We start from the raw sequence: 23,905 nt of genomic DNA on the forward strand, positions 1-23,905 counted from the left end.
CTCAATCCGGTTGGCGGAATTCAATTGTAAAGCCGCCGCCCTGAACCATTTCAGGGCGGCGGATCATTGCATTCAACGCTTACAGCAGCTTGCCCATCGCGCCGGCCGTGTCGACCATGCGGTTGGAGAAGCCCCATTCGTTGTCGTACCAGCTGAGCACGCGCACCAGCTTGCCATCGATCACGGCCGTTTCCAGGCTGTCGATGGTGCTGCTGTTCGGGCAGTGGTTGTAGTCGATCGAGACCAGCGGCTCGTCCGAGAAGCCCAGCACGCCCTTGAGCGGACCTTCCGCGGCAGCCTTGAGCAGCGCGTTGACTTCTTCCTTGGTGGTGTCGCGCTTGGGCTGGAAGGTCAGGTCGACGACCGACACGTTCGGGGTCGGCACGCGGATGGCCGAGCCGTCTAGCTTGCCCTTCAGTTCCGGCAGCACTTCACCCACGGCGCGGGCGGCGCCGGTGGTGGTCGGGATCATCGACATCGCGGCAGCGCGGGCGCGGCGCGGATCTTCGTGGATCTGGTCAAGGATCTTCTGGTCGTTGGTATAGGCGTGGACCGTGGTCATCAGGCCGCGCTCGATGCCGATGGCATCGTTCAGCACCTTGGCGAACGGCGCCAGGCAGTTGGTGGTGCACGAGGCGTTCGAAACGACCACGTGTTCGGCGGTCAGCTTGTCGTGGTTGACGCCGAACACGACCGTCAGGTCTACGTTCTTGCCGGGGGCTGAGATCAGCACGCGCTTGGCGCCAGCGGCGAGGTGCTTTTCGCACGACGCGCGGTCGGTGAAGAAGCCGGTGCATTCCAGCGCGATGTCGACGCCGTTGGCGGCGTGCGGCAGGTTCGCGGGATCACGCTCGGCGGTCACCTTGATGCGCTTGCCGTTGATGATCAGGTCGTTGCCATCGACTTCGACCGTGCCCGTGAAGGCCCCATGCACGCTGTCACGCTGGAACAGCATCGCGTTGGCCTGGGCCGAAGCCAGATCGTTGATCGAAACGAGTTCGAGATCGTGGTCGTTGCGCTCCAGAATCGCACGGGCGACGTTGCGCCCGATACGTCCGAAACCGTTGATCGCAACCTTGATCGCCATGTGCGTATCTCCTGCTCTGTTAGCGGCCCAGCTTGGCCTTGATTTGGGGGACGATGGCATCTGCACTGATGCCGAAATGCGAATAGAGTTGGTCGGCCGGGGCCGACGCACCGAAGCTGTCGATCCCGATGTTGAGCCCGTCCAGCCCGGTGAAGCGTTCCCAGCCCATCGTGACGCCGGCCTCGATCGAGACCTTCAGCACATCGGCAGGCAGCACGTCGGCGCGGTAAGCAGCGTCCTGGGCGACAAACAGCTCGGCGCACGGCATCGAGACGACGTCCGCGCCGATCCCGTCCGCTTCCAGCGCGGCGGCGGTGGCCAGCGCGATTTCCACTTCGCTGCCGGTGGCGACCAGCACCACTGCACGCGGGGCATCCGCCGCCTTGAGGCGATAAGCGCCCTTGGCCGAGCGGTTCGCCGCGCCGGTCCAGCCTTCATCGCCCGCGCCGCGCAGCTGCGGCAGGTTCTGACGCGACAGCGCGAGGACCGAGGGCGTGCCGGTGGTTTCCAGCGCCAGCGCCCAGCATTCCGCCGTTTCGATCACGTCGGCGGGGCGATAGACGTTGAGGTTCGGGATCATGCGCATCGACATGACGTGCTCAACCGGCTGGTGGGTCGGCCCGTCCTCGCCCAGCCCGATCGAATCGTGGGTCAGGACATAGACGACCTGCGCATGCTGCAACGCCGACATGCGGATCGCGTTGCGGCAATAGTCGGAGAACACCAGGAACGTGCCGCCATAGGGCACCACGCCGCCGTGCAGCGCCATGCCGTTCATCGCGGCGGCCATGCCGAATTCGCGGATGCCGTAATATACGTGGCGGCCGGCATAGTTGTCCGCGCCGAAGGGCACGGTGAACTTGGTCTTGGTGAGGTTGGAACCGGTCAGGTCGGCGCTGCCGCCCAGCAGGTGCGGCAGCTGCTCGGTCAGCGGACCCAGCGCCATTTCGGACGCCTTGCGGGTCGCGACCTTCTGCGGCGCGGCGACCAGCCCGGCGATGTAGCTTTCCAGCGCGGGTGATGCGAGCGCGGCAGTGCCAGCCATGCGGCCTTCGAACTCCCCGCGCGCGGGCGATGCGGCGAGGCGGGCTTCCCACTCGGCGCGGGCGGCGGCGCCCTTGGCACCCAGGGCGCGCCAATCGGCCAGAATGTCCGCCGGGACTTCGAACGGCGCGGCGGTCCAGCCGAGGTATTCGCGCGCCGCCGCGATTTCGTCGGCACCCAGCGGCGCGCCGTGGACGCTGTGGCCGCCCTGCTTGTTGGGCGCGCCCTTGCCGATCACGGTCTTGCACGCAACCAGCGACGGGCGCGGATCGGCCTCGGCCTCGGCCAGCGCGCGGGCGATGTCGGCAAAGTCATGCCCGTCGCAGCGCACGGTATGCCAGCCGGTGGCGGCAAAGCGGGCGAGGATGTCCTCGCAGGTCGACAGCGAGGTATCGCCATCGATGGTGATGTTGTTGTCATCCCACAGCACGTTCAGGCGGCCGAGCTTGTTGACGCCGGCCAGGCCGATGGCCTCGTGGTTGATGCCTTCCATCAGGCAGCCGTCGCCCGCGATCACCCAGGTCTTGTGATCGACCAGGTCGTCCCCGAACACGGCGTTGAGGTGGCGTTCGGCCATCGCCATGCCGACCGCCATCGCCAGCCCCTGGCCCAGCGGGCCAGTGGTGCATTCCACGCCCGGCAGCTCGGCATTTTCGGGGTGCCCGGCGCAGACCGAGTGCAGTTGGCGGAAATTGCGGATGTCCGCCATCGTCGGCGCGGCATAGCCGGTCAGGTGCAGCAGCGAATAGATCAGCATCGAGCCGTGGCCGGCCGAGAGCACGAACCGGTCGCGGTCAGCCCACTTCGGCGCGGCGGGATCGAACTTCAGGAACTGCGAATAGAGCACCGTCGCCACATCGGCCATGCCCATCGGCATGCCGGGATGCCCGCTGTTGGCCTGCTGGACCGCGTCCATCGAAAGCGCGCGAATGGCGTTGGCCATGGGCGCAAGGCGGGACGGATCGGTCTGCATAGGTATGTACTCCCGGAAATGCGGGCATAAGACAAGTGCTGCGTTGCAGCAGCGATTCGGTCGCGCCCTCCCTTTGCGGCTGGACTGCCCCCCGTCAAGCGCCCCCGCCGCCGTAGCGCCCATGAATAGCTGTGCAACGCTCATACATCGGACATGACCGCGCCATAGCAGTGGGAAATCGGGGGCGCAGGCTTTGCCGGTTGGGCAAATTGCGCTAGCCGTCCGTTTCATGGACGCCGACCGTACCACCACCGCTCTTGCCCGGATCGATGCCGCGCTGGCACGGATCGAAGCTGCCGCAGCCCACGTGCGCGACGTGAAAGCCGCCGGAGCCGAACTGGAACGCCTGCGCGCCCGCCACGGCAAGCTGCGCGCCGCCGTCTCCGACGGCCTGCAACAGCTCGACCTGCTGATCGAGGGAGCGCAAGGGTGAGCAACGTCACGCTCCAGATTGGCGGCCGCGCCTATACCGTTGCCTGCGCCGAGGGCGAGGAAGCCCACATCCAGGCGCTGGGCGGCATGATTGCCGACAAGGTCCGCACCATGGGTGCCGCCGCGCAGAGCGAACCGCGCCAGCTGCTGTTTGCCGCACTGCTGCTGGCGGACGAGCTGCACGAGGCGCGCGCGGCGCTGGCTGCCGCCGCACCCGACCGGCACGCTCCGGCACTGGAGGCGCTGGCGGCCCGGCTGGAAAATATCGCCACCCACCTGGAGCGTTAAGCCCTTGAGGCTTGGCATGCGCGCGCCTAGATAGGGGGCGACGGGTACTGCCCGGTGCGAGCCTTCGAAAATCCCTGAGGCTATAAGCAAATCCATTGGGGGCTGTCCCTGGCCGGACCCTGGTCCGGCACACATGGTCCCCACCTGACGTGAACGCGTCAGAGGATTTCCCGGCAACGGCCCATGGTGGTCCCGTCACCCACCTTCCCCCCTTCGGCCCCTATTTTGGCCCCTCTTTTGGCAAGGAATCAGGCTTCCGTGACAGACAAGCAGGCCTTGCGGACCGAATTGCGCGCCCGCCGCCGCGAACACGCCGATAACTTGCCCGTCCATGTCCGCGCGCTGGTGCTGATGCGGCCGCCGCGCCCGGTGGTGGACCTGATCCCCGCTGGCGCCAGCGTCGGGCTTTATCACGCGATCGGCGGGGAGGCACCGACCGGCGGCTATGCCCGCTGGCTGTTCGAGGCCGGGCACACCATCGCCCTGCCGTGGTTCGCGGACCGCGCAGCGCCCATGCGGTTCCGGCAGTGGGACAACCCCCACGTCGACGATCTGCTGGAAGCCGCCCCGTGGGGCAGTGTGCAGCCGCGCGGCGATGCGGCAGAACTGGTGCCGGACGTGCTGATCGTGCCGCTGCTGGGCTTTACCGCGCAGGGCCAGCGGCTGGGCCAGGGCGGCGGGCATTACGACCGCTATCTGGCGGAGCACCCGCACGTCCTGCCGATCGGCCTTGCATGGGATTGCCAGCTGGTCGATGACTTGCCACTGGAGCCGCACGACATCGCGCTGAAAGGCGTCGTCACCCCCACCCGCTTTTACGGACCGTTCTGATGCGCAAGGAACCGACACTGCGAATCCCGCTGGGGATTCTGGGCCTGCTGGCCGCCCTGATGGTCTATGGCGGCCTCATCGCGCGTTACCTGGCCCCGCTGATCCAGGACTGGCCGGCGCTGGCGCAGACCCCGGTCTATATCGTGCTGGGCGTGATCTGGTTGCTGCCGCTGCGCGGATTCGTGCTGTGGATGGAAACTGGCCGCTGGCGTTAGCCGCACTGCCAGCGTAGCTTCCTCCCCAACAAGACAAGGGGAGAATGCAATGCTGGGCAAACTGGGCCGCCTGTTCGCGACCGTGGTTGTCATCATTGGCGTGCTGGTGCTGTTCGGGCGCGACTGGCTGGCCGAGCGGGCGTCTCAGCGCGCGCTGGATGCCAATGTGGGGATCGACCAGTCTGCCGCCCTGCCCGATGGCTTGCATGCCTATGTCTGCGGCAGTGGCTCCCCCATGCCCGATGCGGACCGCGCCGGACCGTGCATCGCGGTGCTGGCCGGCAATCAGGCTTTCGTGTTCGACGCCGGATCGGGAGCGATCCGCAAGCTGCTGCGCATGGGCTTTCCCATCGACAAGTTGCAGGCGGGTTTCCTGACCCACCTGCACTCCGATCACATCGATGGCCTGGGCGAATTGCTGTTGCAGGCCTGGGTGGGCGGATCGCGCGGCGCGCCGCTGCCGGTTTTTGGTCCGGCCGGGACGGCGCAGGTGCTGGACGGGCTGATGCGCGCCTATGAAATCGACAAGGGTTACCGCGTGGCGCACCACGGCCCGGCCACCGCGCGCCCGTCCGGTTTTGGCGGATCGGCCCAAGTGCTGGCCCTGCCCGATGGCACCGACAGCATGACGGCATACGATCGGGGCGGGGTCAGGATCACTGTCATCCGGGTGGATCACAAGCCGGTCGCCCCCGCCTTTGCCTATCGCATCGACTACAAGGGGCGGTCGTTGGCGATCAGCGGCGACACGGTGTTCTCACCTACGTTCAACACGGCGTCCAAGGGGGTCGATGTGATGTTCCACGAAGCGCTGAACAAGGACATGGTTGCCGCGCTGGGCGCCAAGCTGGCTGAGCGCGGGCGCAAGGACGCGGCAAAGATCATGGCCGACATTCCCGATTACCATGCCAGCCCGGCCGACGCCGCCCGCGCGGCGCAAGCGGCCGGGGCGAAATCGCTGGTGCTGTATCATCTGGTTCCGCCGGTGCCGGTACGCCTGATCGAGCGCAAGTTCCTGGGCGATGCGCCGGATGCGTTCGACGGCGATCTGCGGCTGGCGCACGATGGCATGATGGTCTCTCTCCCCGCAGGGAAAAAGTCGATCGACTATACCAACGTTTTTTAGGAAAACCCCCCAAGTGGCGCGAGTGACGGGGCTCGAACCCGCGACCTCCGGCGTGACAGGCCGGCACTCTAACCAACTGAGCTACACCCGCTCGCCCCTTGGGGAGCGCCGCCTCTAGGCCAGCCTCCGATTCCTGTCAACAGCCTTCGCGCCAACAAATTGCGGCAATTTTTCCACAGGCGATATTCGCCCCATTTTGCGGGACTTCGGGTGCCGCCGCAGGGATTTGGCAAGCATTCGGCGCAAGCTGGAATTAACCATTTCTTTGCCTGATTCTGCGACATGCGGGTCATTCGTTGTCCGCCCCGGCGGATTTCAGACGGGGACTGACCGCATATGACCATCCGCCGCGCCCTTGCGATTCTGGCCATCGCCGCACCATTGACCATGGCGCTGCCGGCAGCCGCCAACCCCAGCGTCGCGCTGGACAGCGCGGTCTTTGTGGAGCGCGGTTCTCCCACCTCGGGCAAGCTGCTCGAACCGGCCAGCCGGCTCACCCGCGGCGACCGCGTGGTCTATATCGTGAACTGGTACCGGATGAGCGGCGCAGGCAGCTTCACCGTGACCAACCCCCTGCCCCGCACGGTGGCGTACCAGGGCAGCGCCAATGGCGAAGAACAGGTCTCGGTCGATGGCGGCCGCACATGGGGCAAGCTCGCCACGCTGCGCATCGGCAACCGTGCCGCCACGCCCGAGGACGTGACCCACGTGCGCTGGCAAGTCGATCATCGCCGCGCCGCGCTCGGCTCTGGCCGGATCGCCTATAGCGCCATCGTGCGCTGAGCGGCGGGGGACGTGCCCCCGCCCGCCTTCAGTCCGCCAGCAGCGCCACCGGCGTTTCGATCAGCCGCTTGAGCGCCTGAACAAAGCTGGCCGCATCCCAGCCATCGACCACGCGGTGGTCGCAGCTGATCGAGATGTTCATCAGCTTGCGCTTCTCGATGCGTTCGCCGCCCATGCCATCGGGCACGAACATCGGACGCTCGACAATCCGGTTCGGGCCGATGATCGCCACTTCGGGGCGATTGATCACCGGCGTCGTCGCCACGCCCCCCAGCGGCCCCAGTGACGTTACCGTCAGGGTCGATCCGCTCAGTTCCGCGCTGGTTGCGGTGCCATTTCGGGCCGCTTCGGCCAGCCGGGTGATTTCCCGCGCCAGTTGCCACAGGTTCTTGTCCTGCGCGTCGCGGATCACCGGCACCATCAGCCCGCCATCGGTCTGGGTCGCCATGCCCATGTGGACCGCGCCATGGCGGGTGACGACATTGGCATCGTCATCGTAGCGCGCGTTGAGCATCGGATAATCCGGCAGCGTCCGGCAGATCGCCGCGATCAGCAGCGGCAGCATCGTCAGGCGCGGCCGGTCGCCCGGCATCGCGTTCAGTTGCGCGCGCATCGCCTCCAGCGCGGTCACATCGCATTCCTCGACATAGGAGAAATGCGGAATGTTGCGCTTCGACGCGGCCATGTTCTCGGCAATGCGGCGGCGCAGGCCGATGACCTTGACCGCTTCGTCACCGCGCGGCTTGCCCCCGGCGCGGTAGGCGCCGTTGTAGGACAGGAACGCGTCGAGATCGGCATGCCGCACGCGGCCGTCCTCGGCCGGCTTGACCTGCGCCAGATCGATGCCGAGTTCCGCAGCGCGCGCGCGGACCGCCGGCGAAGCCAGCACCTTGGCCACGGCAACCGCTCGTCCCGAGCTTGTCGAAGGACTGCTCTTTTCTTCTGCGGATTGCACTGCAACCGCAGGCAAGGACGGTGCTTCGACACGCTCAGCACGGGCGGGTTCGGGGGCAGGAGCAGTTTGCGCCGGTTCGGCCGCAGGTTCAGGCGCAGCCGCAACCTCCACCTCGTCCGCACCGTCCGTCTCGATCACCACCAACGGCGCGCCGATGGCCAGCATGTCGCCCTCGGCCCCGGCAATCGACACGACCACGCCCGATACCGGGCTTTCCATCTCGACAGTCGCCTTGTCGGTCATGACGTCGGCGATCTTGTCGTCCTCCTGCACCCGGTCGCCGACCTTGACGTGCCAGGCGACGATTTCGGCCTCGGCAATGCCTTCGCCGATGTCGGGGAGGTTGAAAGTGAACTTGCCCATCGTTCTCAAGCTTTCAGCAAGCGGTCCAGCGCCTCGCCAATGCGGACGGGACCGGGGAAATATGCCCATTCCAGGCTGTGGGGATACGGCGTGTCAAAGCCGGTCACACGCTCGATCGGCGCTTCGAGGTGATAGAAACAGCGTTCCTGCACCAGCGCGGAAAGCTCCGCGCCGAACCCGCAAGTGCGGGTCGCTTCGTGGATGATCAGGCATTTGCCGGTTTTCTCCACCGACTTTTGCACAGTCTCGATGTCCAGCGGCACCAGCGTGCGCAAGTCGATGATCTCGGCATCGATCCCCTTTTCCGCGCAGACGGCCGTGGCGACGTGGATCATCGTGCCATAGGCCAGCACGGTCAGCGCCTCGCCCTCACGCGCGATGCGGGCCTTGCCCAAGGGAATCGAATAATACCCCTCCGGCACTTCGCTGCCGTCGTGGCGCGCCCAGGGTTCCACCGGCTTGTCGTAATAGCCGTTGAACGGGCCGTTGTAGATCCGCTTGGGCTCGAAGAAGATCACCGGATCGTTGTCTTCGATGGCCGAAATCAGCAGCCCCTTGGCATCGTGCGGCGTGCAGGGAATCACCGTTTTCAGCCCGGCAACGTGGGTGAACAGCGCCTCCGGGCTCTGGCTGTGGGTCTGGCCGCCAAAGATCCCGCCGCCGAACGGAGAGCGCACCGTGATCGGCGCGACGAATTCCCCGGCTGAGCGATAACGCAGCCGCGCCGCTTCGGAAATCAGCTGGTCCAGCCCCGGATAGATGTAATCGGCAAACTGGTTTCCGGCACCGGACGCAGGCCATAGGCCCCCATCCCCACGGCCGCGCCGATGATCCCGCATTCGTTGATCGGCGTGTCGAACACGCGGGTCTTACCATATTTCTTCTGCAGGCCCGCCGTGGCGCGGAACACCCCGCCGAAAAAGCCGACGTCCTCGCCGAACACGACGACATCGGGATCGCGCGCCATCATCACGTCGAGCGCGTCGTTGATCGCCTCGATCATGTTGAGGCGGCGGACAGGTGCGATCGTTTCGCTCATGATTCCTTCCACTCCGGCCACTTGATCCGGCGTTCGCGCATTGCCTGCTCGCTCTGTTCCTGCAGGTGCCAGGGCAGTTCCTCGAACACGTCCTCGAACATGGTCCGGAACGGGTGGTGCAGCCCATGCCCCAGCACGCCGTTCTTCTCCGCTTCCTTGGTCGCGGCCTTCACGTGCTCGACCAGTTCGGTATCCATCGCCGTATGCTGTTCGACCGACCATTCGCCGCGCGCGATCAGGTGGCGCTTCAGCCGCATGATCGGATCGCCCAGCGGCCATTCCTCGCGTTCCTGCGCGCTGCGGTACTGACCCGGATCGTCAGAAGTCGAATGCCCCTCGGCACGATAGGTGAAATGCTCGATCAGGGTCGGCCCCATGTTGGCGCGCGCGCGGTTCGCCGCCCAGCGCGCGGCGGCATAGACCGCCAGCGGATCGTTCCCGTCCACCCGCAGCCCGGCCATGCCATAGCCAACCGCGCGGCTGGCAAAAGTCGCCCGCTCGGCCCCGGCGAACCCGGAAAAGCTGGAGATCGCCCACTGGTTGTTGACCACGTTGAACACCACCGGCGCGTTGTAGACCGTGGCGAAGGTCATCGCGGCGTGGAAATCCCCTTCCGCGCTGGAGCCTTCGCCCACCCACGCGCTGGCAATCCGGCTGTCGCCCTTGATCGCGCTGGCCATCGCCCAGCCCGCCGCCTGCGGATACTGCGTCGCCAGGTTGCCGCTGATCGTGAAGAAGTTGTGTTCCCGGCTGGAATACATGATCGGCAGCTGCCGCCCCTTCAGCTTGTCCGCGCGGTTGGAATAGATCTGGTTGATCATGTCCACGATCGGATAGCCGCGTGCGATCAGGATGCCCTGCTGGCGATAGCTGGGGAACACCATGTCATCGTCCGCCAGGGCAAAGGCGGACGCGACCGAGGTCGCCTCCTCACCCGTGCACTTCATGTAGAAGCTGGTCTTGCCCTGGCGCTGGCCGCGATACATCCGGTCATCGAACGCGCGGGTCAGCGCCATCACGCGCAGCATCCGCCGCAGCGTTTCGGCGTCGAGCCGGGGATCCCACGGACCGACCGCCCGATGGTTTTCATCGAGCACCCGAATCAGATCGGTGCAGAGCGGCGCGGTGTCGCTGGCCGGGCAGCCCTCGTCCGGGCGCGGCTGCGCACCGGCGGGCGGGATCGGCAAGTGCGAGTAATCCACCGGATCGCCGGGGCGGAAGCGCGGCTCCGGCACGTGCAGCGACAGCGGCGGCAGGTTGCTGCCGATAGGGGTTTCACTGGCGGGCCGGTCGGCCATCGTTCGCGCTCTCCCGCTGACCCACACGCCCCATGCGCCGGGTAAGCATATTTTAGATGCGCGTTATTTTATTTCAAACTGGTTTCAGCGTCAACTATTCTGACACCCCGTGAAATTACCGGGTTCACACCGCCACAGGCGCGGAAATGTGGGCTTGCGGGGCATAGCCGGTCACTTCGAAATCCTCGAGTCCGTAATCGAAGATCGAATCCGGCCGGCGACGAATCGCCAGCACCGGATTGCCCGATGGCGCGCGCGCCAGCTGCGCTTCCACCAGCTCGGCATGGTTGAGGTAAAGGTGCGTGTCCCCGCCCATCCAGACCAGTTCGCCCGGCTCCATGTCGCACTGCTGCGCCAGCATCCGGGTGAACAGCGCCGCGCCCCACAAGTTGAACGGCAGCCCCAGCGCCACATCGCAGCTGCGCTGATACATCACGCAGCTCAGCCGGTTCCCGGCGCTGACGTGGAACTGATAGGTCTTGTGGCAAGGCGGCAGTGCCATCCGGTCCAGCTCCGCCACGTTCCAGCCTTCGACGATATGGCGGCGGCTGCCGGGGTTGGTGCGCAGGCTGGTGACGAGGTCGGCCACCTGATTCACGCCCGCCGCGCGCTGGCGGAACAAGCCCTCGCCCGCCGGTTCGTAGACCGGCCAGTCGACCCATTGCTTGCCATAGACCGGCCCCAGATCGCCCCAGCGCGCGGCGAAATCGGCGTCGTCCACGATCCGGCGCGAAAAATCGGCGCGCGAAATCTCATCGCCGGTTTCCTTGCGATAGCGATCCAGCGGCCAGTCGGTCCAGATTTCTACGCCCTGCGCGCAGAGCTTGCGGATGTTGGTATCGCCGGTCAGGAACCACAGGAATTCGCGCGTCGCGGTTTTCCAGTAGACCCGCTTGGTCGAGAGCAGCGGCATCGCCCCGCCGGCCAGATCGAACCTGAGCTGCGCGCCAAAGATGGAGCGCGTGCCGATTCCCGTCCGGTCGATCCGCTCATCCCCCTGCTCCCAGATGCGGCGCATCAGGCTGAGATACTGCCATTCCCAGTGATCGGAGGGGCCGGAAAGCGAGGAATTATCGGCAGTCTGCATGGCTGCCTGATAGCCAACCTGCAAAAATTCCGAAAGCCCGCTTGCCACTGCCGGAATCGCTCTCTATAGGCCCGCTCCTGCCTTGGGTTCCTTCGGGATCCCGCGATCGGTCGGGGAATAGCTCAGCCTGGTAGAGCACTGTCTTCGGGAGGCAGGGGCCGGAGGTTCGAATCCTCTTTCCCCGACCAAATCGCTCTGTTGAGCCGGATTACCAGACCGGCAATCTTACAGAGCCTGCACGCCCAGCGCCAGCGTCATGGCGCCCAGTCCCAGCGATAATTGCAGCCGCAGTTCCAGCCAGCCTGCGGGCAAAAAGCCGATGGCGCGGTCCACCAGCGGCGTCAGCAGCAGGCACGCACCGATGACCAGCAGCGACGGCCCCGGCCAAGCATAGCCGCCGATCCACGGCAGATAGGCTGCCAGCGCGATCAGGCTGGGCGCGACGGCCACGGCAAAGATCCAGCCCGGCGCATCATCGCGCGCCACGCCGATGCCCCACCACACCCCGCCCAGAAAGCTGAAGATCAGCGCGGCATAACCGAAGCCCACGGCCAGCGCCGTCCAGCGCCAGTCCCGGCCATCGAGCGCGACCAGCAGCGCGGCGGCCTGGGGCAGCAGTCCGGCATAGCCAAGCTGGCGAAGGGATTTGGGCAAGGCCATGATGCGCGCTCCGGGTTGGTAAGCCCCGAAATTGGCGCGGCGCGTGCGGCGTCACAATCGGGACGAAAGCCCTATTGGGTCGCGGCGACGCCCCTACCCGCCGCGCAGCAGTTGCACGCCCCAGTCACGTTCAAACAGGTAGAGCAGCAGCCGTGCCGCCTCGCCGCGTTCGCCGGTCAGGCCGCCCCCTTCTAGTTGATAGGCCCGGTCCACCAGCAGGCGCGCGTCGTCGTGGGCAACGGGCAGCAGGCGCTGGATCTGTTCCAGGCTGGCGATGCGGAATGGCGTGTCGCCCGATTGCCGCGTGCCCAAGAGTTCCCCCCCGCCGCGCAGCCGCAAGTCTTCCTCGGCCAACCGGAACCCATCCTGCGTCTCGCGCATCAGGGCCAGCCGCTCGCGCCCGGTTTCGGACAGCGCCGCGCCGCGCAGCAGCAAGCAGGTGCTCTTGCCACTACCCCGCCCGACCCGTCCGCGCAGCTGGTGCAACTGGGCGAGGCCAAAGCGTTCGGCCTGTTCGATCACCATCAGCGTGGCGTTGGGCACATCCACGCCGACCTCGATCACGGTCGTCGCCACCAGCAGGCTGGCTTGGCCGCTGGCGAAGCGTTCCATTGCCGCGTCCTTGACCTCTGGCCGCAACTGGCCGTGGACCAGCACGACCGTATCGCCGAACCGCGCCTGCAATTCGGCGTGGCGCGCTTCGGCGGCAGCGATGTCGTCCGTCTCGCTTTCACGGACCATCGGGCAGACCCAATAGGCCTGCTGCCCGGTGGCAATATGCCGACCGATCGCCGCCACCACATCGTCCAGCCGCTCCACCGCGACCACGCGGGTATCGATCGGCTGACGGCCGGGGGGCATCTCGTCCAGCCGGGAAACGTCCATCTCGCCATACTGCGCCAGGGTGAGCGTGCGCGGGATCGGCGTGGCGGTCATTGCCAGGCAGTGCGGGGTCCGCTTGCCCTTTTGGGTCAGCATCAGGCGCTGGCCGACGCCGAACCGGTGCTGCTCATCGATCACCACCAGCGCAAGGTGCTTGTAACTGACCGTGTCCTGAAAGATCGCGTGGGTGCCGACGACGATGTCGATGCTGCCATCGAGCAGCCCCATCAGGATCGATTCGCGTGCGCGCCCCTTGTCGCGGCCGGTCAGCAGCGCGATCGTCACGCCCGTGCCCGCCGCCATCCGGGTCAGCGTGGCGTGATGCTGGCGGGCGAGAATTTCGGTCGGCGCAAGCAGCGCGGCCTGCGCCCCCGCCTCCACCGCGATCAGCATCGCTTCGAGCGCGACCACTGTCTTGCCGGAACCGACGTCGCCCTGCAGCAGGCGCAACATCGGCGCGGTCTGGGCCAGATCGCCCTCGATCTCCCGAATCGAACGCGCCTGCGCGCCGGTCAGGCCGAAAGGCAGTTGCAGCTTGCCGCGCAGCCGCCCGTCGCCCACCAGCGGCGTGCCGACGCGGGTGCGGTTCGATTCCTTGACCAGCAGCAGCGCCAGGCTGTTCGCCAGCAATTCGTCATAGGCCAGCCGGTCACGCGCGGCGGCGTGTTCGCCCCGGTGCGCCTGCGCAAGCGCCTCGTGCCAGGCGGGCCACTGGAACTTGTCGAGCAGGCCCGGCTCGATCCATTCGGGCAGCGGCTGCACTTGCGCCAGCGCCAGCTGGACCAGCGCCGTCAGCCGCCCCTGCGTCAGCCCTTCGGACAGGGGATAGACCGGCTCCACCAGTTGCCCCAGCGCCAGGTCGCTGCCTTCGGCGACGTGATCGGGATGAACGATCTGCAGCGTCTGGCCGAACTGGTCCAGCCGCCCGGCGATCCAGCGGGTTTCGCCCAGCGGCAGCTGCTTTTTCGCCCAGCCGCCGTTGCGCCCGAAATAGGTCAGCGCGCAGACATTTCCCGCACTGTCCGCCGCCAGCACCCGGAAGGGGCCGCGCCCGGCACTGCTGCGATATTCCAGCGGGGTCAGCGCGACGACGATGTTCTCGCCGACGCTGGCCTCGTCCAGATCGCTGACCGCGCGGCGCTGCACGAAGCGATCGGGCAGGTGATAGGCAAAGTCCTTTACCCGCGTCAGCCCCAGCCGCTCCAGCGGGCGCGCAAGGCCCGGCCCCACGCCCTTCAGGCTGTCGGCAGCTGCGAACAGGGGATTGAGCCGGTCAGGACGCATCGCCAGCGCCTATGCCAAACTCTGCCCCGCTTGGCGAGAAATGTCCCGATCTTTGACCCAGCGCATGGAATGCGCCGCCCGCCGCGCGCTTTATGCCCTCAGCCCCGCAAGCGGGCGAATACGAGAATCAGGAGAACTTGAATGCTGCTGCCCCATGGAACCGTTGTCGCGCTGATCGACGGGAAACACTTCGAACTCTATCGCAACGCCGGGGACGAAGCAGAACCGCAGCTGACCGCGATGGACGCGCCCAAGCTGGACAGCCACAACCATTCCGGCGTCGGCCACCATTCCAGCGCGGGCAACCATGCCGGCCATCAGGTGGAAGAAGACGCCCACGCCATCGCCGCGGTCGAGTGGCTGAACAGCCAGGTGCTGGGCCACAAGCTCGACAAGCTGGTGGTGATCGCCCCGCCGCGCACGCTGGGTGAGGTGCGCAAGCATTACCACAAGCAGACCGAGCGGGCCGTACTGAAGGAACTGGGCAAGAGCCTGATCGGCAAGCAGGCGGGCGACATCGTCGCCGCGCTGCGCGAAAAAGGCTGATCGCCTGCGCCGGATGGTATTCCTGTATCATGCGGGTGCCATCCGGCCAGCTTGCGGTCGCCGCCGCTCTGCCCTAACCGGCGTGGCATGACCACGCCCGAACCCTCGCCCGAAGCCCCTTCGCTGGAAGACCGCCTCCGCCGCCTGAAGTTCCGCGCCTGGCATCGCGGCACGCGCGAGGCGGATTACATGATCGGCTGCTTTTTCGATGTCCACCACGCCAACTGGGGCGAGGCGGAGATCGCCTGGTATGAAAAGCTGCTGGACGAGGAAGACGTGGACATCCTCGCCTGGGCGCTGGGCACGCTGTCCGTGCCGGACGAATACGCCGGGCCGCTGATGGATGCGTTCCGCAAGCTGGACTACGTCGAAATCCCGCACTGACAGGCACGGCTCCGCCCGCTAAGGGTGCTGCCGACCTTCCCCCCCGCTGGCTCCGTTTTCGGCCCGCGGGGCAATTGCTGTTGCGTGGACCATGCCTGACTTTACCAAGATCCTTGCCGCCAAGACCCCGCTGACGCTGGCCTCCGTCGCGCGCGGCAGCCAGCCGCTGGTGCTGGCGGACCTGGCCCGCGCAGCCCATGCGCGCAGCGGCGGCGGACGCGCGGTGTTCATCGCGGCCGACGATGCGGCCATGCGCGCGATCAGCGATGCGGCGGCGTTTTTCGCCCCCGAACTCGACGTGATCGAATTCCCGGCGTGGGACTGCCTGCCCTATGACCGCGCCAGCCCGGCCCTGTCGGTCAGCGCACGGCGGCTGTCGGCGTTGCACCGCCTGCAGCGCGTCAGCACCAAACCGCAGCTACTGGTCACCACGATCAACGCCGCGCTGCAACGGGTGCTCACCCCGTTCCGTATCCGCGAATCGGTCCGCCTGCTGGAGCCGGGGATGGAGATCGGGCGGGAAAGCCTGATCGGCCTGCTCCAGCGGCAGGGTTACAGCCGCACCGATACCGTCGCCGACGCTGGCGAATACGCGGTGCGCGGATCGTTGTTCGACATCTACCCTTCCGGCCTTGAACATGGCCTGCGGCTCGACTTCTTCGGGGATGAGCTGGAGACGCTGCGGCTGTTCGATCCCAACACCCAGCGCTCCATCGGCGAAGTGCCCGCGCACCTGCTGCTGCCCGCCAGCGAGGCGCTGCTCGACGAGGACAGCGTCAAGCGCTTCCGCACCCGCTACCGCGAATTGTTCGGGGCCAACGCCACCGGCGATCCGCTTTATCAGGCAGTCAGCGACGGGCGGCGACTGGCGGGGATGGAGCATTGGCTGCCGCTGCTGGAGGACCGGCTGGTCACGCTGTTCGATCATCTCGCCGCGACCGACACCGTGCTGATCGACAGCGCCGCGATTGCCGCCGGGGACGAGCGGCTGGGCGATATCGCTGATTACTACACTGCACGCAGCGACACATCGGGCAAGGCCGCTGGCAGCTATCGCCCGCTCGACCCCGCCGCGCTTTACCTCACCCGCGCCGAGCTCGACGCGGCCATGCGGGACCAGCCAGTCCACAAGACCGACATCTTTGCCCAGCCGGAAAGCGCCAGCATCGTGGACTTCGGCTTTTCCGGCAGCCGCGATTTCGCGCCCGAGCGCGCGCGCGGCGACAACGTCTATGAAGCCGCTGCCAATTACCTGACCGGCCTGCCCAAACGCGGCAAGAAAGCGCTGATCGCGGCCTATAGCGAGGGCAGCCGCGCCCGCATCACCGCGATCCTGGGCGAGGCAGCGCGCCCCGCGCCGGTCTTGGCCGATGGCTGGCAGGAGGCGCTGGGCCTTGCCGCCAAAGGCGCGCCGGTCGCGCTCGTCCTGCCGCTGGAGACGGGCTTTGCCAGCGACGAGCTGGAGCTGATTACCGAGCAGGACATCCTGGGGGACCGGCTGGTTCGCCGCAAGAAGCGCCGCAAGGGCGCCGACGCGTTCCTGGCCGAACTTGCCGCGCTGACGCCCGGCGACCTGGTGGTGCACATGGACCACGGGATCGGCCGCTATGGCGGGCTGCAATCCATCCCCGTGGGCGACAGTCCGCACGATTGCGTGATGCTGGAATACGCCGGCGGCGACAAGCTCTACGTGCCGGTGGAGAACATCGACGTCCTCTCGCGCTATGGCAGCGACGCGGAATTCGTCGCGCTCGACAAGCTGGGCGGCGAAGCCTGGCAAAAGCGCCGCGCGCGGCTGAAGGAGCGCATCCGCGAAATCGCGCACGAATTGCTGAAAACCGCGGCCAAGCGCGCGTTGCAGCAGGCCAGCGTGATCCAGCCCGACGCCAGCTTCGACCAGTTCATCGACCGCTTCCCCTGGCAGGAAACCGAAGATCAGGAAGCCGCCATCGGCGACGTGCTGGAAGACATGGGCGCGGGCCGCCCAATGGACCGGCTGGTCTGCGGCGACGTCGGCTTCGGCAAGACCGAAGTGGCCCTGCGCGCCGCGTTCGTGGCGGCGATGGGCGGGCATCAGGTGGCGGTGATCGCGCCGACCACGCTGCTGGCGCGCCAGCACTACACCAACTTCCGCGAACGCTTTGCGGGGTTCCCGCTCGAAGTCGGCCGCCTCTCGCGGCTGGTGGGTGAAAAGGAAGCGCGCGAAACCCGCGCCCGGCTGGCCGACGGCACGCTCGACGTGGTGATCGGCACCCATGCGCTGCTATCCAAGTCGGTCCAGTTCAAGCGGCTGGGGCTGGTCGTGGTGGACGAGGAGCAGCGCTTTGGCGTCAACCACAAGGAAGCGCTGAAGCAGCTGCGCACCAACGTCCACATGCTCACCCTGACCGCCACGCCGATCCCGCGCACCTTGCAGATGGCGATGTCGGGCCTGCGCGAACTCTCCACCATCCAGACCCCGCCAGTCGACCGCCTGGCCGTGCGCACTTACGTGATGGAATGGGACGACATGGTGATGCGCGAGGCGCTGCTGCGCGAACACCATCGCGGCGGGCAAAGCTTCATCGTCGTGCCGCGCATCGCCGACATGGAGGAAGTGGAAAAGTGGCTGCGCGATACCGTGCCCGAAATCCGCTTCGTCACCGCCCACGGCCAGATGGCACCGGGCGAGGTCGAGGAACGGATGAGCGCGTTCTACGAAAAGAAGTACGAAGTGCTGCTGTCCACCACGATCGTCGAGAGCGGGCTGGATATTCCGTCCGCCAACACGATCATCATCCACCGCGCCGACCGGTTCGGCCTCGCCCAGCTCTACCAGCTGCGCGGGCGGGTCGGCCGGTCAAAGCTGCGGGCCTATGCCTACCTCACCACTCCGGCGGACAGCCAGCTGTCGGAAGTCGCGGAAAAGCGGCTCAAGGTGCTGGGCGATCTCGATTCGCTGGGGGCCGGTTTCCAGCTGGCCAGCCACGATCTCGACATTCGCGGCGCGGGCAACCTTTTGGGTGACGAGCAATCCGGCCACATCCGCGAGGTCGGCTTCGAACTCTACCAATCGATGCTGGAGGACGCCATTCTCGCTGCCAAGGCCGGCGAAATGGGGCTGGAACGCGAACGCAGCGCGCTCTCGCCGCAGATTACGGTCGATGCGCCGATCATGATCCCGGAAGACTACGTGCCGGATTTGGCCGTGCGCATGGCGCTCTACCGCCGCCTCAACGATGCCGAGGATACGCAGGAGGTGGAGGCGCTCTCCGCCGAAATGATCGACCGCTTCGGCCCGCTGCCCGCGCCGACCGCAAACCTGATCAAGCTGATCGGGATCAAGCGCCAGGCCATCGCCGCCAACATCTCCAAGATCGACGTCGGCGCGAAGGGCACGCTCGTCAGCTTCCACCGCGACGAGTTCCCGGACCCGATGGGGCTGATCGCCTACGCCGAACGGCTGCAAGGCGCGATCAAGCTGCGTCCCGACAACAAACTGGTGGTCAACCGCGCATGGGGCAATCCCGACGCGCGGCTCAACGGCCTATTCCAGCTGACCAAGGGGCTGAGCGCGATTGCGCGGAAGGCGAAACGGTAGGCTGGGCTGGCAAAATTGCTGGCCGGGTAATTACCCCCGCGCCAGTTCGCCAAACTCCGCCGCGCTCATCGGCTGGGCGCGCAGGAAGCCCTGATAGAAAGCGCAGCCCTCCGCCGCCGCCAGCGCGCGCTGGGCTTCGCTTTCCACCCCTTCGGCAATCACTTTCAGGTCAAGCGCCCCAGCCATCGCGACAATCGCGCGCAGCACCGCCAGGTCGCGCGCATCGCCCACCACGCCGTCGATCATGCTGCGGTCCAGTTTCAGGTAGTGCAGCGGCAACAGCTTGAGATAGCGGAAGTTGCAGAAGCCTGCCCCGAAATCGTCCAGCGCGATCCGCATCCCCTGCGCTGCTAGCAGGCCCAGCGCCTGCGCCGCATGGCTGACGTCGGCCAGCAACACCTGTTCGGTCACTTCCAGCGTCAGCCGCCAGGCGGGAAACCCGGTTTCAGCCAGCAGCGCAGAAAATTGATCGGCAAAATCACTCACCGCCAGATCATTGGGCGTGATGTTGAGCGACAGCCGCATGTCCATCGGCCAGCCGCGCGCGCCGGCCAGCGCCTGCCGGGCTATGGCCTGAGACAGTTGCGGCACGTGATCCGCGCGCTCGGCAATGGCGAACAACGCGCCCGCGCCGATCCGGCCGAGCAGGGGATGGTTCCACCGTGCCAGCGCCTCTGCCCCGGTCAGACGATTGTCGGCGCAGGCGAACTGCGGCTGATAGACCACCTCGATCTCGCCGCGGTCGAGCGCGTGGAGCAGGTCGGCTTCCAGCTGCGCGGCGCTGCGTCCGGCACGGGTCGGTTCGCCATCGGCCCACAGCAGGCGGCGCCCCGCCTGGGCAGTGACCGTGGCCAGCGCCTGCCCCAGCCGGTCGAGCATCGAATCCGCGCTTTCCCCGCCCAGCCCGCGCAGCAAGGCGGCGCGCGGCGAGAGGCGCAGCGTGCCCGCCGCCGTCGAAATCGGCCGGGCCAGCATTTCCAGCAATTGCGCCGCGAAGACCTGCCAGCGCTCGCGACTGCACGGATCGGCGCTGAGCAGCAGGAACTGCCCGCCCGCGCTGCGCGCTGCCAGCCAGCGTCCATCCAGCTCATCAGCGGCAAAATGTTTGAGCCGTGCCGCCACTTCGGCCAGCGCGGCATCGCCGGCCGACGCGCCATAAGCCAGGTTCACCGCATCGAATCGACGCAGGGCGATCAGCAGGGCGTGAACCTGCGCACCGTCCGCCAGCCAGGCCTCCAGCCGTGCGCGCGCCGCTTCGCGCCCGGGCAGGCCGGTCACCGCGTCGCGGGCAAAATCGGGTTCATCAGGTTGGGCGGCGGGCATTGCCAGTCAGATAGCACGCGGGTTCCTACCAAACGGTTCGCGTGCGCCCGTGCGCTCAAGGGCGATTGCCAAAGCCCCCCTGCCCCCATATGCACCCGGCCATGAACACGCCGCCGCGCCTGGCCCTGATGCCATCCGATACCGATCGCGCGCAGGAAGCTGCCCGCCACTTGCGCGAACTGGCCGATTTCGTGCCGCTGGAACAGGCCGAAGTGGCCGTGGTGCTGGGTGGTGACGGGCACATGCTGCACGCGCTGCACCAGATGCTGGACAGCGGCCACGTCATCCCGGCATATGGCCTGAACTATGGCACCGTGGGCTTCATGATGAACAAGCCCAAGTCCAGCCGCCCGCTGCTGGAACGGATCGCGCGCGCGCGGCCGCTGGCCGTCAACCCGCTGGAAATGATCGCCACCACCGGCAGCGGCGCGCAGGAAAGCTTCTGCGCCATCAACGAAGTGTCGCTGCTGCGCGAGACGCGCCAGACGGCGAAGCTGGAAGTATCGGTCAACGGGAAAGTCCGCCTGCCGGAGCTGTTCTGCGACGGCATCCTGGTGTCCACGCCCGCCGGTTCTACCGCCTACAACCTCTCGGCCAACGGCCCGATCCTGCCGCTGGGATCGAACATGCTGGCCTTGACCCCGATCAGCCCGTTCCGCCCCCGGCGCTGGCGCGGGGCAATCATTCCCGATCACTACGAGATCGACTTCCGCGTGATCGAGCCGCTGAAGCGCCCGGTTGCCACGGTCGCCGACCAGAAGGAACTGCGCGATATCCTGGCCGTGAAGGTCAAGGTCGCCCGCGAACGCCAGCTGACGCTGCTGTTCGATCCCGGCAAGACGCTGGAAGACCGGATCTTTGCCGAGCAATTCCAGTTCTGAAAAATTTTGCGCGCAGACCCGCTTGCCAAACGCGGCGGCGCTGTTATAGGCGCACCCCTGCCCCGGAAACGGGGCTGCTCCCTGATAGCTCAGCGGTAGAGCTCTCGACTGTTAATCGAGCGGCCGTAGGTTCGAATCCTACTCAGGGAGCCAGTTTTTCCAAAGCCCAGCCCACCGGCTGGGCTTTTGCTTTTGGGCTGCCACGCCGCGTTCAGCCCAGCAACAACCTGCTGCCCGCCCAGATCGTCAGCGCCGCCGTCAGCCAGCGGATCACCCGTTCGGGCAGGATGCGCAGCGCCAGCAGACTGCCCAGTTGCCCGCCGATCACCACCGCCACCAGTAGCGGCAGCGCCCCGGTCAGCGCCTCGGCAAAGCGGCCCGCGCCGTTCTTGGTCAGCTGGCCGACCAATCCCGCCAGCGAATTGATCAGGATGAACAGGCTGGCCGTGGCCGCGATTCGGCGCGCGCCGTTCCAGCGGGTCAGGTGCAGCAGCGGGGCCAGGAAGACACCCCCGCCGATCCCCACCAGTCCGGCCAGATAGCCCAGCGGCGCGGCGGCCCAGCCCATGTGGCGCGCGGCGCGGGTGGGCGTGGCTGCGGCCTGCGGCGCGCGCGGCAGGAACAGCGCAAGACCCGCCGCGATCAGGCTCATCCCCAGCAGGGCCAGGAACGCCTCTTCGCGGATCGGGGTCAACCCGCCGAGGAATGCCAGCGGCGCGGCGAGCAATGACAGGATCAAGGCTCCGCGCCACGGCATTTCCCCCGCGCGGGCGAAACGCAGCGTGCTGCCGGTAACGACGACCACGTTGCAGCACAGGCTGACAATCGGCAGCAGCCGGTAATCGAACCCGACCAGCGCCAGCAGCGCGCTATAAGTCGAACCGCCGCCAAACCCGACCGAGGCATAGAGCAGCGCGGTCAGGAAAAAGCCCAGCGGCAGCCAGATCATCTCAATCCCCCCTTCCCGGTTGCGGGAAAGGCGTCATGCTCAGCTCATCGCCCCGTGACAGTGCTTGTATAGCAAAAGCATGTGCAACCCCTTAAAAAACCTCAGTAATTCTGCCAGTTTGCGCGGCACTGCCTAACAAAAAATGCACAGCACAACTTTTGCCTAACTTGCTGATTTATCGACCTTTTTCTTACCAAAATTAGCCTGCGCTTGCAACACCGCATCAAGCTCGCCGTCAAACACAGCCTGCTTAATCCCTGCAAGTACCTTACCCACGTCATCCCGTCCAGCAAGCGCAATAGCGTTCTTGCCCTTGGCAAGTTCAATGGGCCTGCTGCCGTAGCGCACAGTTAGCGTCACCGTGCCGTCCAAATTCTCCACCCACCAACGCTTCACTCGCTTCGCCACCTCGACCTTGCGCTCGATGCCATCTTCCCCCTGCACCCATGCAGTCTTGCTCGGCGTGTAGTCCGGGTTGGTAGCCAGCTGAATTTGCTGCTCGATCTTTTCAAGCAGCTTACGCCGACGTGCGTGCACGCCCCCATTGACCTGCTGCGGCTTGTACTCGGTAAGCTTGAGAGTGTTGATAAACGACATCGCGTTGCTCCTTTTCGTTGTCGCAACGCTGCTTTCAAGCAACTCATATTCCTACCAAAAAATCCAAATATGTGTGTTTTTCTCTGACTATCTCTTAGTCCGCCATGGAAACTGACCCAGCATCACGTTGTCGATGTACTGCTGTGCAATTCGTAGGTTGCGCTGTACGACTAGGCGTTTGCGGCGACGCACAGCCTTGGCAATGTCTGCGTGAGGCAAATCCATTTTGCGCAGTTCTTCCGCTGTTTCACCATCCACGGTCTCATTGACCGACAGCTTCAACGCATCAGCAATCTCGTGATCCTCCATTTCCGGCTCTGATTTACGCAAGTCCCAAACGTCCAGATAGGTTTTCAGATTGGGCAGCACATAGCGTTGAACTGTGCGAAATTTTGCTCTCGAACGCCTGTGCTCGACAACGACACAGTTTTGATCGCCAAAATAGCCCTGAGCCTTACGTACCACGTCGGCAATCGTAAGCTTATGTACGTCAGCAAAAGGGAAACTGCACAATTCCTTGCCGTCTGCCGCACGCCCTTCAATGACCTTCACGAATGCAGAAACTTCGTCCGAAAACAGCTGATAATGCGTGCGCCACCACGCATGAAAGTCTGGATCGAACACATTGCCGAACAGGCCATATAGCTCAATTTCTTGGGCTGTGATGCTGTCGCTGTGCTCCTTGCGCAGTTCGCTATCCCATGCGCTGTTCATCACGTCGTGTATGAGCCGATAGCGTTCGTTGCGCCGCATGTACTCCCACCAGAAGTAGTACACCGAATTGCGCCAAGCGTGCTCGCTATCAACCTCCACCCGTTCGCGCCACGGATAGGCTAGGCCGCGATATCTTGGCGGCGCTTCTGGAAAACGCTTGTGCTCGTAAGCCTTGCGTATCCCCTCATCCCATTCAGCTGCCTCAACCATACCCTGCCCTCAAATGACGCCATTTAAGTAAGTTTTTCGGGCACATCTTAAGGCATCAATTTCCATGTGACAATGCGTTCGCTGTTGCAGTCAGCACCAGCACGCAACCGCAGTCACAGCCATGTGCCTGCATCAAACACACATGCCTTGCAGTGAGCCTGCAAGCACATTTTTATGAGGTTTTATAATGCAATACGTTGTACGTGATAACGCAGTAGCAATTACATATTTGGACATTGATGGGCTGGTGAAGCGCATTGACGCAGGCACGCTGTTTGTAAGCGCCGACGGAACCCGGCCTTGTCAGTTTCTGGGCGGTGATGGAGTTCGCGAGGCGACAGGAGGCTTTGCGAGTGGATATCGAGCAGTCAAAC

22 protein-coding genes, 3 tRNA genes and 1 pseudogene are annotated in these 23,905 nt (G+C 65.7%); 13 read left to right on the forward strand and 13 right to left on the reverse strand.

Annotation, left to right across the window (positions count from 1 at the left end):
* Positions 1-79: 79 nt before the first annotated feature.
* Together gap and tkt are read right to left on the reverse strand one after the other, a co-directional pair.
* Positions 80-1,087 (reverse strand): type I glyceraldehyde-3-phosphate dehydrogenase, encoded by a 1,008-nt coding sequence (gene gap / locus IE113_RS15335; protein ID WP_189543054.1) that lies wholly within the window; start codon positions 1,085-1,087, stop codon positions 80-82.
* Positions 1,088-1,106: 19 nt separating this feature from the next.
* Entirely contained in the window at positions 1,107-3,104 is a 1,998-nt protein-coding gene (gene tkt, locus IE113_RS15340; RefSeq protein WP_189543056.1) for a transketolase, read from the reverse strand.
* Between the two features lie 229 nt (positions 3,105-3,333).
* On the opposite strand from tkt, the gene IE113_RS15345 reads away from it, so the two are divergent.
* The 5 genes from IE113_RS15345 to IE113_RS15365 all read left to right on the forward strand — a co-directional run bounded on the left by IE113_RS15345 (position 3,334) and on the right by IE113_RS15365 (position 5,996).
* Positions 3,334-3,537: a hypothetical protein gene (locus tag IE113_RS15345; RefSeq protein ID WP_189543058.1), complete on the forward strand. Its 204-nt coding sequence runs from the start codon at positions 3,334-3,336 to the stop codon at positions 3,535-3,537.
* Positions 3,534-3,824: a cell division protein ZapA gene (locus IE113_RS15350; RefSeq protein WP_189543060.1), complete on the forward strand. Its 291-nt coding sequence runs from the start codon at positions 3,534-3,536 to the stop codon at positions 3,822-3,824. Before IE113_RS15345 ends, IE113_RS15350 begins: the two co-directional genes overlap by 4 nt.
* Positions 3,825-4,082: 258 nt before the next feature.
* Positions 4,083-4,655 (forward strand): 5-formyltetrahydrofolate cyclo-ligase, encoded by a 573-nt coding sequence (locus IE113_RS15355; RefSeq protein ID WP_229822616.1) that lies wholly within the window; start codon positions 4,083-4,085, stop codon positions 4,653-4,655.
* Positions 4,655-4,870, forward strand: a complete 216-nt coding sequence (locus IE113_RS15360) for a DUF2842 domain-containing protein (RefSeq protein ID WP_189543064.1) — start codon at positions 4,655-4,657, stop codon at positions 4,868-4,870. Before IE113_RS15355 ends, IE113_RS15360 begins: the two co-directional genes overlap by 1 nt.
* Positions 4,871-4,919: 49 nt before the next feature.
* Positions 4,920-5,996 (forward strand): MBL fold metallo-hydrolase, encoded by a 1,077-nt coding sequence (locus tag IE113_RS15365; RefSeq protein WP_189543067.1) that lies wholly within the window; start codon positions 4,920-4,922, stop codon positions 5,994-5,996.
* Positions 5,997-6,010: 14 nt separating this feature from the next.
* Here the strand turns inward: IE113_RS15365 and IE113_RS15370 are convergent.
* Positions 6,011-6,087 (reverse strand) — tRNA-Asp (locus IE113_RS15370).
* 245 nt (positions 6,088-6,332) lie between these two features.
* Here IE113_RS15370 and IE113_RS15375 point away from each other — a divergent pair.
* Positions 6,333-6,779 carry a hypothetical protein gene (locus IE113_RS15375; RefSeq protein ID WP_229822619.1) on the forward strand — a complete coding sequence of 149 codons (447 nt, stop codon included), beginning with the start codon at positions 6,333-6,335 and terminating at the stop codon, positions 6,777-6,779.
* A gap of 28 nt (positions 6,780-6,807) precedes the next feature.
* Here the strand turns inward: IE113_RS15375 and IE113_RS15380 are convergent, their stop codons facing one another.
* The 4 genes and pseudogenes from IE113_RS15380 to thyA form a co-directional block, all read right to left on the reverse strand.
* A complete protein-coding gene (locus IE113_RS15380) occupies positions 6,808-8,097 on the reverse strand; it encodes a dihydrolipoamide acetyltransferase family protein (protein ID WP_189543069.1) in 1,290 nt (429 codons plus the stop codon).
* Positions 8,098-8,102: 5 nt separating this feature from the next.
* Positions 8,103-9,136 (reverse strand): annotated as a pseudogene (locus IE113_RS15385) (alpha-ketoacid dehydrogenase subunit beta).
* Positions 9,133-10,434, reverse strand: a complete 1,302-nt coding sequence (locus tag IE113_RS15390) for a 3-methyl-2-oxobutanoate dehydrogenase (2-methylpropanoyl-transferring) subunit alpha (RefSeq protein ID WP_189543071.1) — start codon at positions 10,432-10,434, stop codon at positions 9,133-9,135. The pseudogene IE113_RS15385 and the gene IE113_RS15390 overlap by 4 nt, the downstream one beginning before the upstream one ends.
* Before the next feature lie 124 nt (positions 10,435-10,558).
* On the reverse strand, positions 10,559-11,521 hold the full coding sequence (thyA, locus tag IE113_RS15395) for a thymidylate synthase (RefSeq protein WP_189543073.1): 963 nt from the start codon (positions 11,519-11,521) through the stop codon (positions 10,559-10,561).
* Between the two features lie 111 nt (positions 11,522-11,632).
* Between thyA and IE113_RS15400 the strand changes: the two genes are divergently transcribed.
* Positions 11,633-11,709: transfer RNA gene (locus IE113_RS15400), tRNA-Pro, on the forward strand.
* Positions 11,710-11,746: 37 nt separating this feature from the next.
* Here the strand turns inward: IE113_RS15400 and IE113_RS15405 are convergent.
* Complete coding sequence (locus tag IE113_RS15405) at positions 11,747-12,181, reverse strand: DUF3429 domain-containing protein (RefSeq protein WP_189543075.1); 435 nt, start codon at positions 12,179-12,181, stop codon at positions 11,747-11,749.
* A 93-nt stretch (positions 12,182-12,274) separates the two neighbouring features.
* Complete coding sequence (gene recG / locus IE113_RS15410) at positions 12,275-14,347, reverse strand: ATP-dependent DNA helicase RecG (RefSeq protein WP_189543077.1); 2,073 nt, start codon at positions 14,345-14,347, stop codon at positions 12,275-12,277.
* Between the two features lie 141 nt (positions 14,348-14,488).
* Between recG and IE113_RS15415 the strand changes: the two genes are divergently transcribed.
* From IE113_RS15415 to mfd, 3 genes are all read left to right on the forward strand, one after another.
* Positions 14,489-14,893: a baeRF12 domain-containing protein gene (locus IE113_RS15415; RefSeq protein ID WP_189543086.1), complete on the forward strand. Its 405-nt coding sequence runs from the start codon at positions 14,489-14,491 to the stop codon at positions 14,891-14,893.
* Between the two features lie 87 nt (positions 14,894-14,980).
* On the forward strand, positions 14,981-15,277 hold the full coding sequence (locus tag IE113_RS15420; protein ID WP_189543088.1) for an FAD assembly factor SdhE: 297 nt from the start codon (positions 14,981-14,983) through the stop codon (positions 15,275-15,277).
* A 91-nt stretch (positions 15,278-15,368) separates the two neighbouring features.
* Positions 15,369-18,857, forward strand: a complete 3,489-nt coding sequence (gene mfd / locus IE113_RS15425) for a transcription-repair coupling factor (RefSeq protein ID WP_189543090.1) — start codon at positions 15,369-15,371, stop codon at positions 18,855-18,857.
* A gap of 30 nt (positions 18,858-18,887) precedes the next feature.
* Here the strand turns inward: mfd and IE113_RS15430 are convergent, their stop codons facing one another.
* On the reverse strand, positions 18,888-20,180 hold the full coding sequence (locus IE113_RS15430; RefSeq protein WP_189543092.1) for a GGDEF domain-containing phosphodiesterase: 1,293 nt from the start codon (positions 20,178-20,180) through the stop codon (positions 18,888-18,890).
* Between the two features lie 101 nt (positions 20,181-20,281).
* Between IE113_RS15430 and IE113_RS15435 the strand changes: the two genes are divergently transcribed.
* The gene (locus IE113_RS15435) at positions 20,282-21,061 is read left to right on the forward strand and encodes an NAD kinase (protein ID WP_189543094.1); all 780 of its coding nucleotides are present in this window, start codon (positions 20,282-20,284) and stop codon (positions 21,059-21,061) included.
* 78 nt (positions 21,062-21,139) lie between these two features.
* Positions 21,140-21,214: transfer RNA gene (locus IE113_RS15440), tRNA-Asn, on the forward strand.
* Between the two features lie 58 nt (positions 21,215-21,272).
* Here the strand turns inward: IE113_RS15440 and IE113_RS15445 are convergent.
* The 3 genes from IE113_RS15445 to IE113_RS15455 form a co-directional block, all read right to left on the reverse strand.
* Complete coding sequence (locus IE113_RS15445) at positions 21,273-22,010, reverse strand: sulfite exporter TauE/SafE family protein (RefSeq protein ID WP_189543096.1); 738 nt, start codon at positions 22,008-22,010, stop codon at positions 21,273-21,275.
* Positions 22,011-22,172: 162 nt separating this feature from the next.
* On the reverse strand, positions 22,173-22,607 hold the full coding sequence (locus tag IE113_RS15450) for a DUF6641 family protein (RefSeq protein WP_189543098.1): 435 nt from the start codon (positions 22,605-22,607) through the stop codon (positions 22,173-22,175).
* 87 nt (positions 22,608-22,694) lie between these two features.
* Entirely contained in the window at positions 22,695-23,531 is an 837-nt protein-coding gene (locus tag IE113_RS15455; RefSeq protein WP_189543100.1) for a hypothetical protein, read from the reverse strand.
* A 187-nt stretch (positions 23,532-23,718) separates the two neighbouring features.
* On the opposite strand from IE113_RS15455, the gene IE113_RS16335 reads away from it, so the two are divergent.
* A partial coding sequence (locus IE113_RS16335; RefSeq protein ID WP_229822621.1) for a hypothetical protein occupies positions 23,719-23,905 on the forward strand: 187 nt, incomplete at its 3' end.

Origin of the sequence: Novosphingobium arvoryzae, assembly GCF_014652615.1 — a bacterium.
GTDB lineage: Bacteria > Pseudomonadota > Alphaproteobacteria > Sphingomonadales > Sphingomonadaceae > Novosphingobium > Novosphingobium arvoryzae.

Bases quoted from the DNA above. Each gene is read 5' to 3' on its own strand.
- gap (WP_189543054.1), bottom strand. From the start codon at position 1,087: ATGGCGATCAAGGTTGCGATCAACGGTTTCGGACGTATCGGGCGCAAC.
- tkt (WP_189543056.1), bottom strand. From the start codon at position 3,104: ATGCAGACCGATCCGTCCCGCCTTGCGCCCATGGCCAACGCCATTCGC.
- IE113_RS15345 (WP_189543058.1), top strand. From the start codon at position 3,334: ATGGACGCCGACCGTACCACCACCGCTCTTGCCCGGATCGATGCCGCG.
- IE113_RS15360 (WP_189543064.1), top strand. From the start codon at position 4,655: ATGCGCAAGGAACCGACACTGCGAATCCCGCTGGGGATTCTGGGCCTG.
- IE113_RS15365 (WP_189543067.1), top strand. From the start codon at position 4,920: ATGCTGGGCAAACTGGGCCGCCTGTTCGCGACCGTGGTTGTCATCATT.
- IE113_RS15375 (WP_229822619.1), top strand. From the start codon at position 6,333: ATGACCATCCGCCGCGCCCTTGCGATTCTGGCCATCGCCGCACCATTG.
- IE113_RS15380 (WP_189543069.1), bottom strand. From the start codon at position 8,097: ATGGGCAAGTTCACTTTCAACCTCCCCGACATCGGCGAAGGCATTGCC.
- IE113_RS15390 (WP_189543071.1), bottom strand. From the start codon at position 10,434: ATGGCCGACCGGCCCGCCAGTGAAACCCCTATCGGCAGCAACCTGCCG.
- thyA (WP_189543073.1), bottom strand. From the start codon at position 11,521: ATGCAGACTGCCGATAATTCCTCGCTTTCCGGCCCCTCCGATCACTGG.
- IE113_RS15405 (WP_189543075.1), bottom strand. From the start codon at position 12,181: ATGGCCTTGCCCAAATCCCTTCGCCAGCTTGGCTATGCCGGACTGCTG.
- recG (WP_189543077.1), bottom strand. From the start codon at position 14,347: ATGCGTCCTGACCGGCTCAATCCCCTGTTCGCAGCTGCCGACAGCCTG.
- IE113_RS15415 (WP_189543086.1), top strand. From the start codon at position 14,489: ATGCTGCTGCCCCATGGAACCGTTGTCGCGCTGATCGACGGGAAACAC.
- IE113_RS15420 (WP_189543088.1), top strand. From the start codon at position 14,981: ATGACCACGCCCGAACCCTCGCCCGAAGCCCCTTCGCTGGAAGACCGC.
- mfd (WP_189543090.1), top strand. From the start codon at position 15,369: ATGCCTGACTTTACCAAGATCCTTGCCGCCAAGACCCCGCTGACGCTG.
- IE113_RS15430 (WP_189543092.1), bottom strand. From the start codon at position 20,180: ATGCCCGCCGCCCAACCTGATGAACCCGATTTTGCCCGCGACGCGGTG.
- IE113_RS15435 (WP_189543094.1), top strand. From the start codon at position 20,282: ATGAACACGCCGCCGCGCCTGGCCCTGATGCCATCCGATACCGATCGC.
- IE113_RS15445 (WP_189543096.1), bottom strand. From the start codon at position 22,010: ATGATCTGGCTGCCGCTGGGCTTTTTCCTGACCGCGCTGCTCTATGCC.
- IE113_RS15450 (WP_189543098.1), bottom strand. From the start codon at position 22,607: ATGTCGTTTATCAACACTCTCAAGCTTACCGAGTACAAGCCGCAGCAG.
- IE113_RS15455 (WP_189543100.1), bottom strand. From the start codon at position 23,531: ATGGTTGAGGCAGCTGAATGGGATGAGGGGATACGCAAGGCTTACGAG.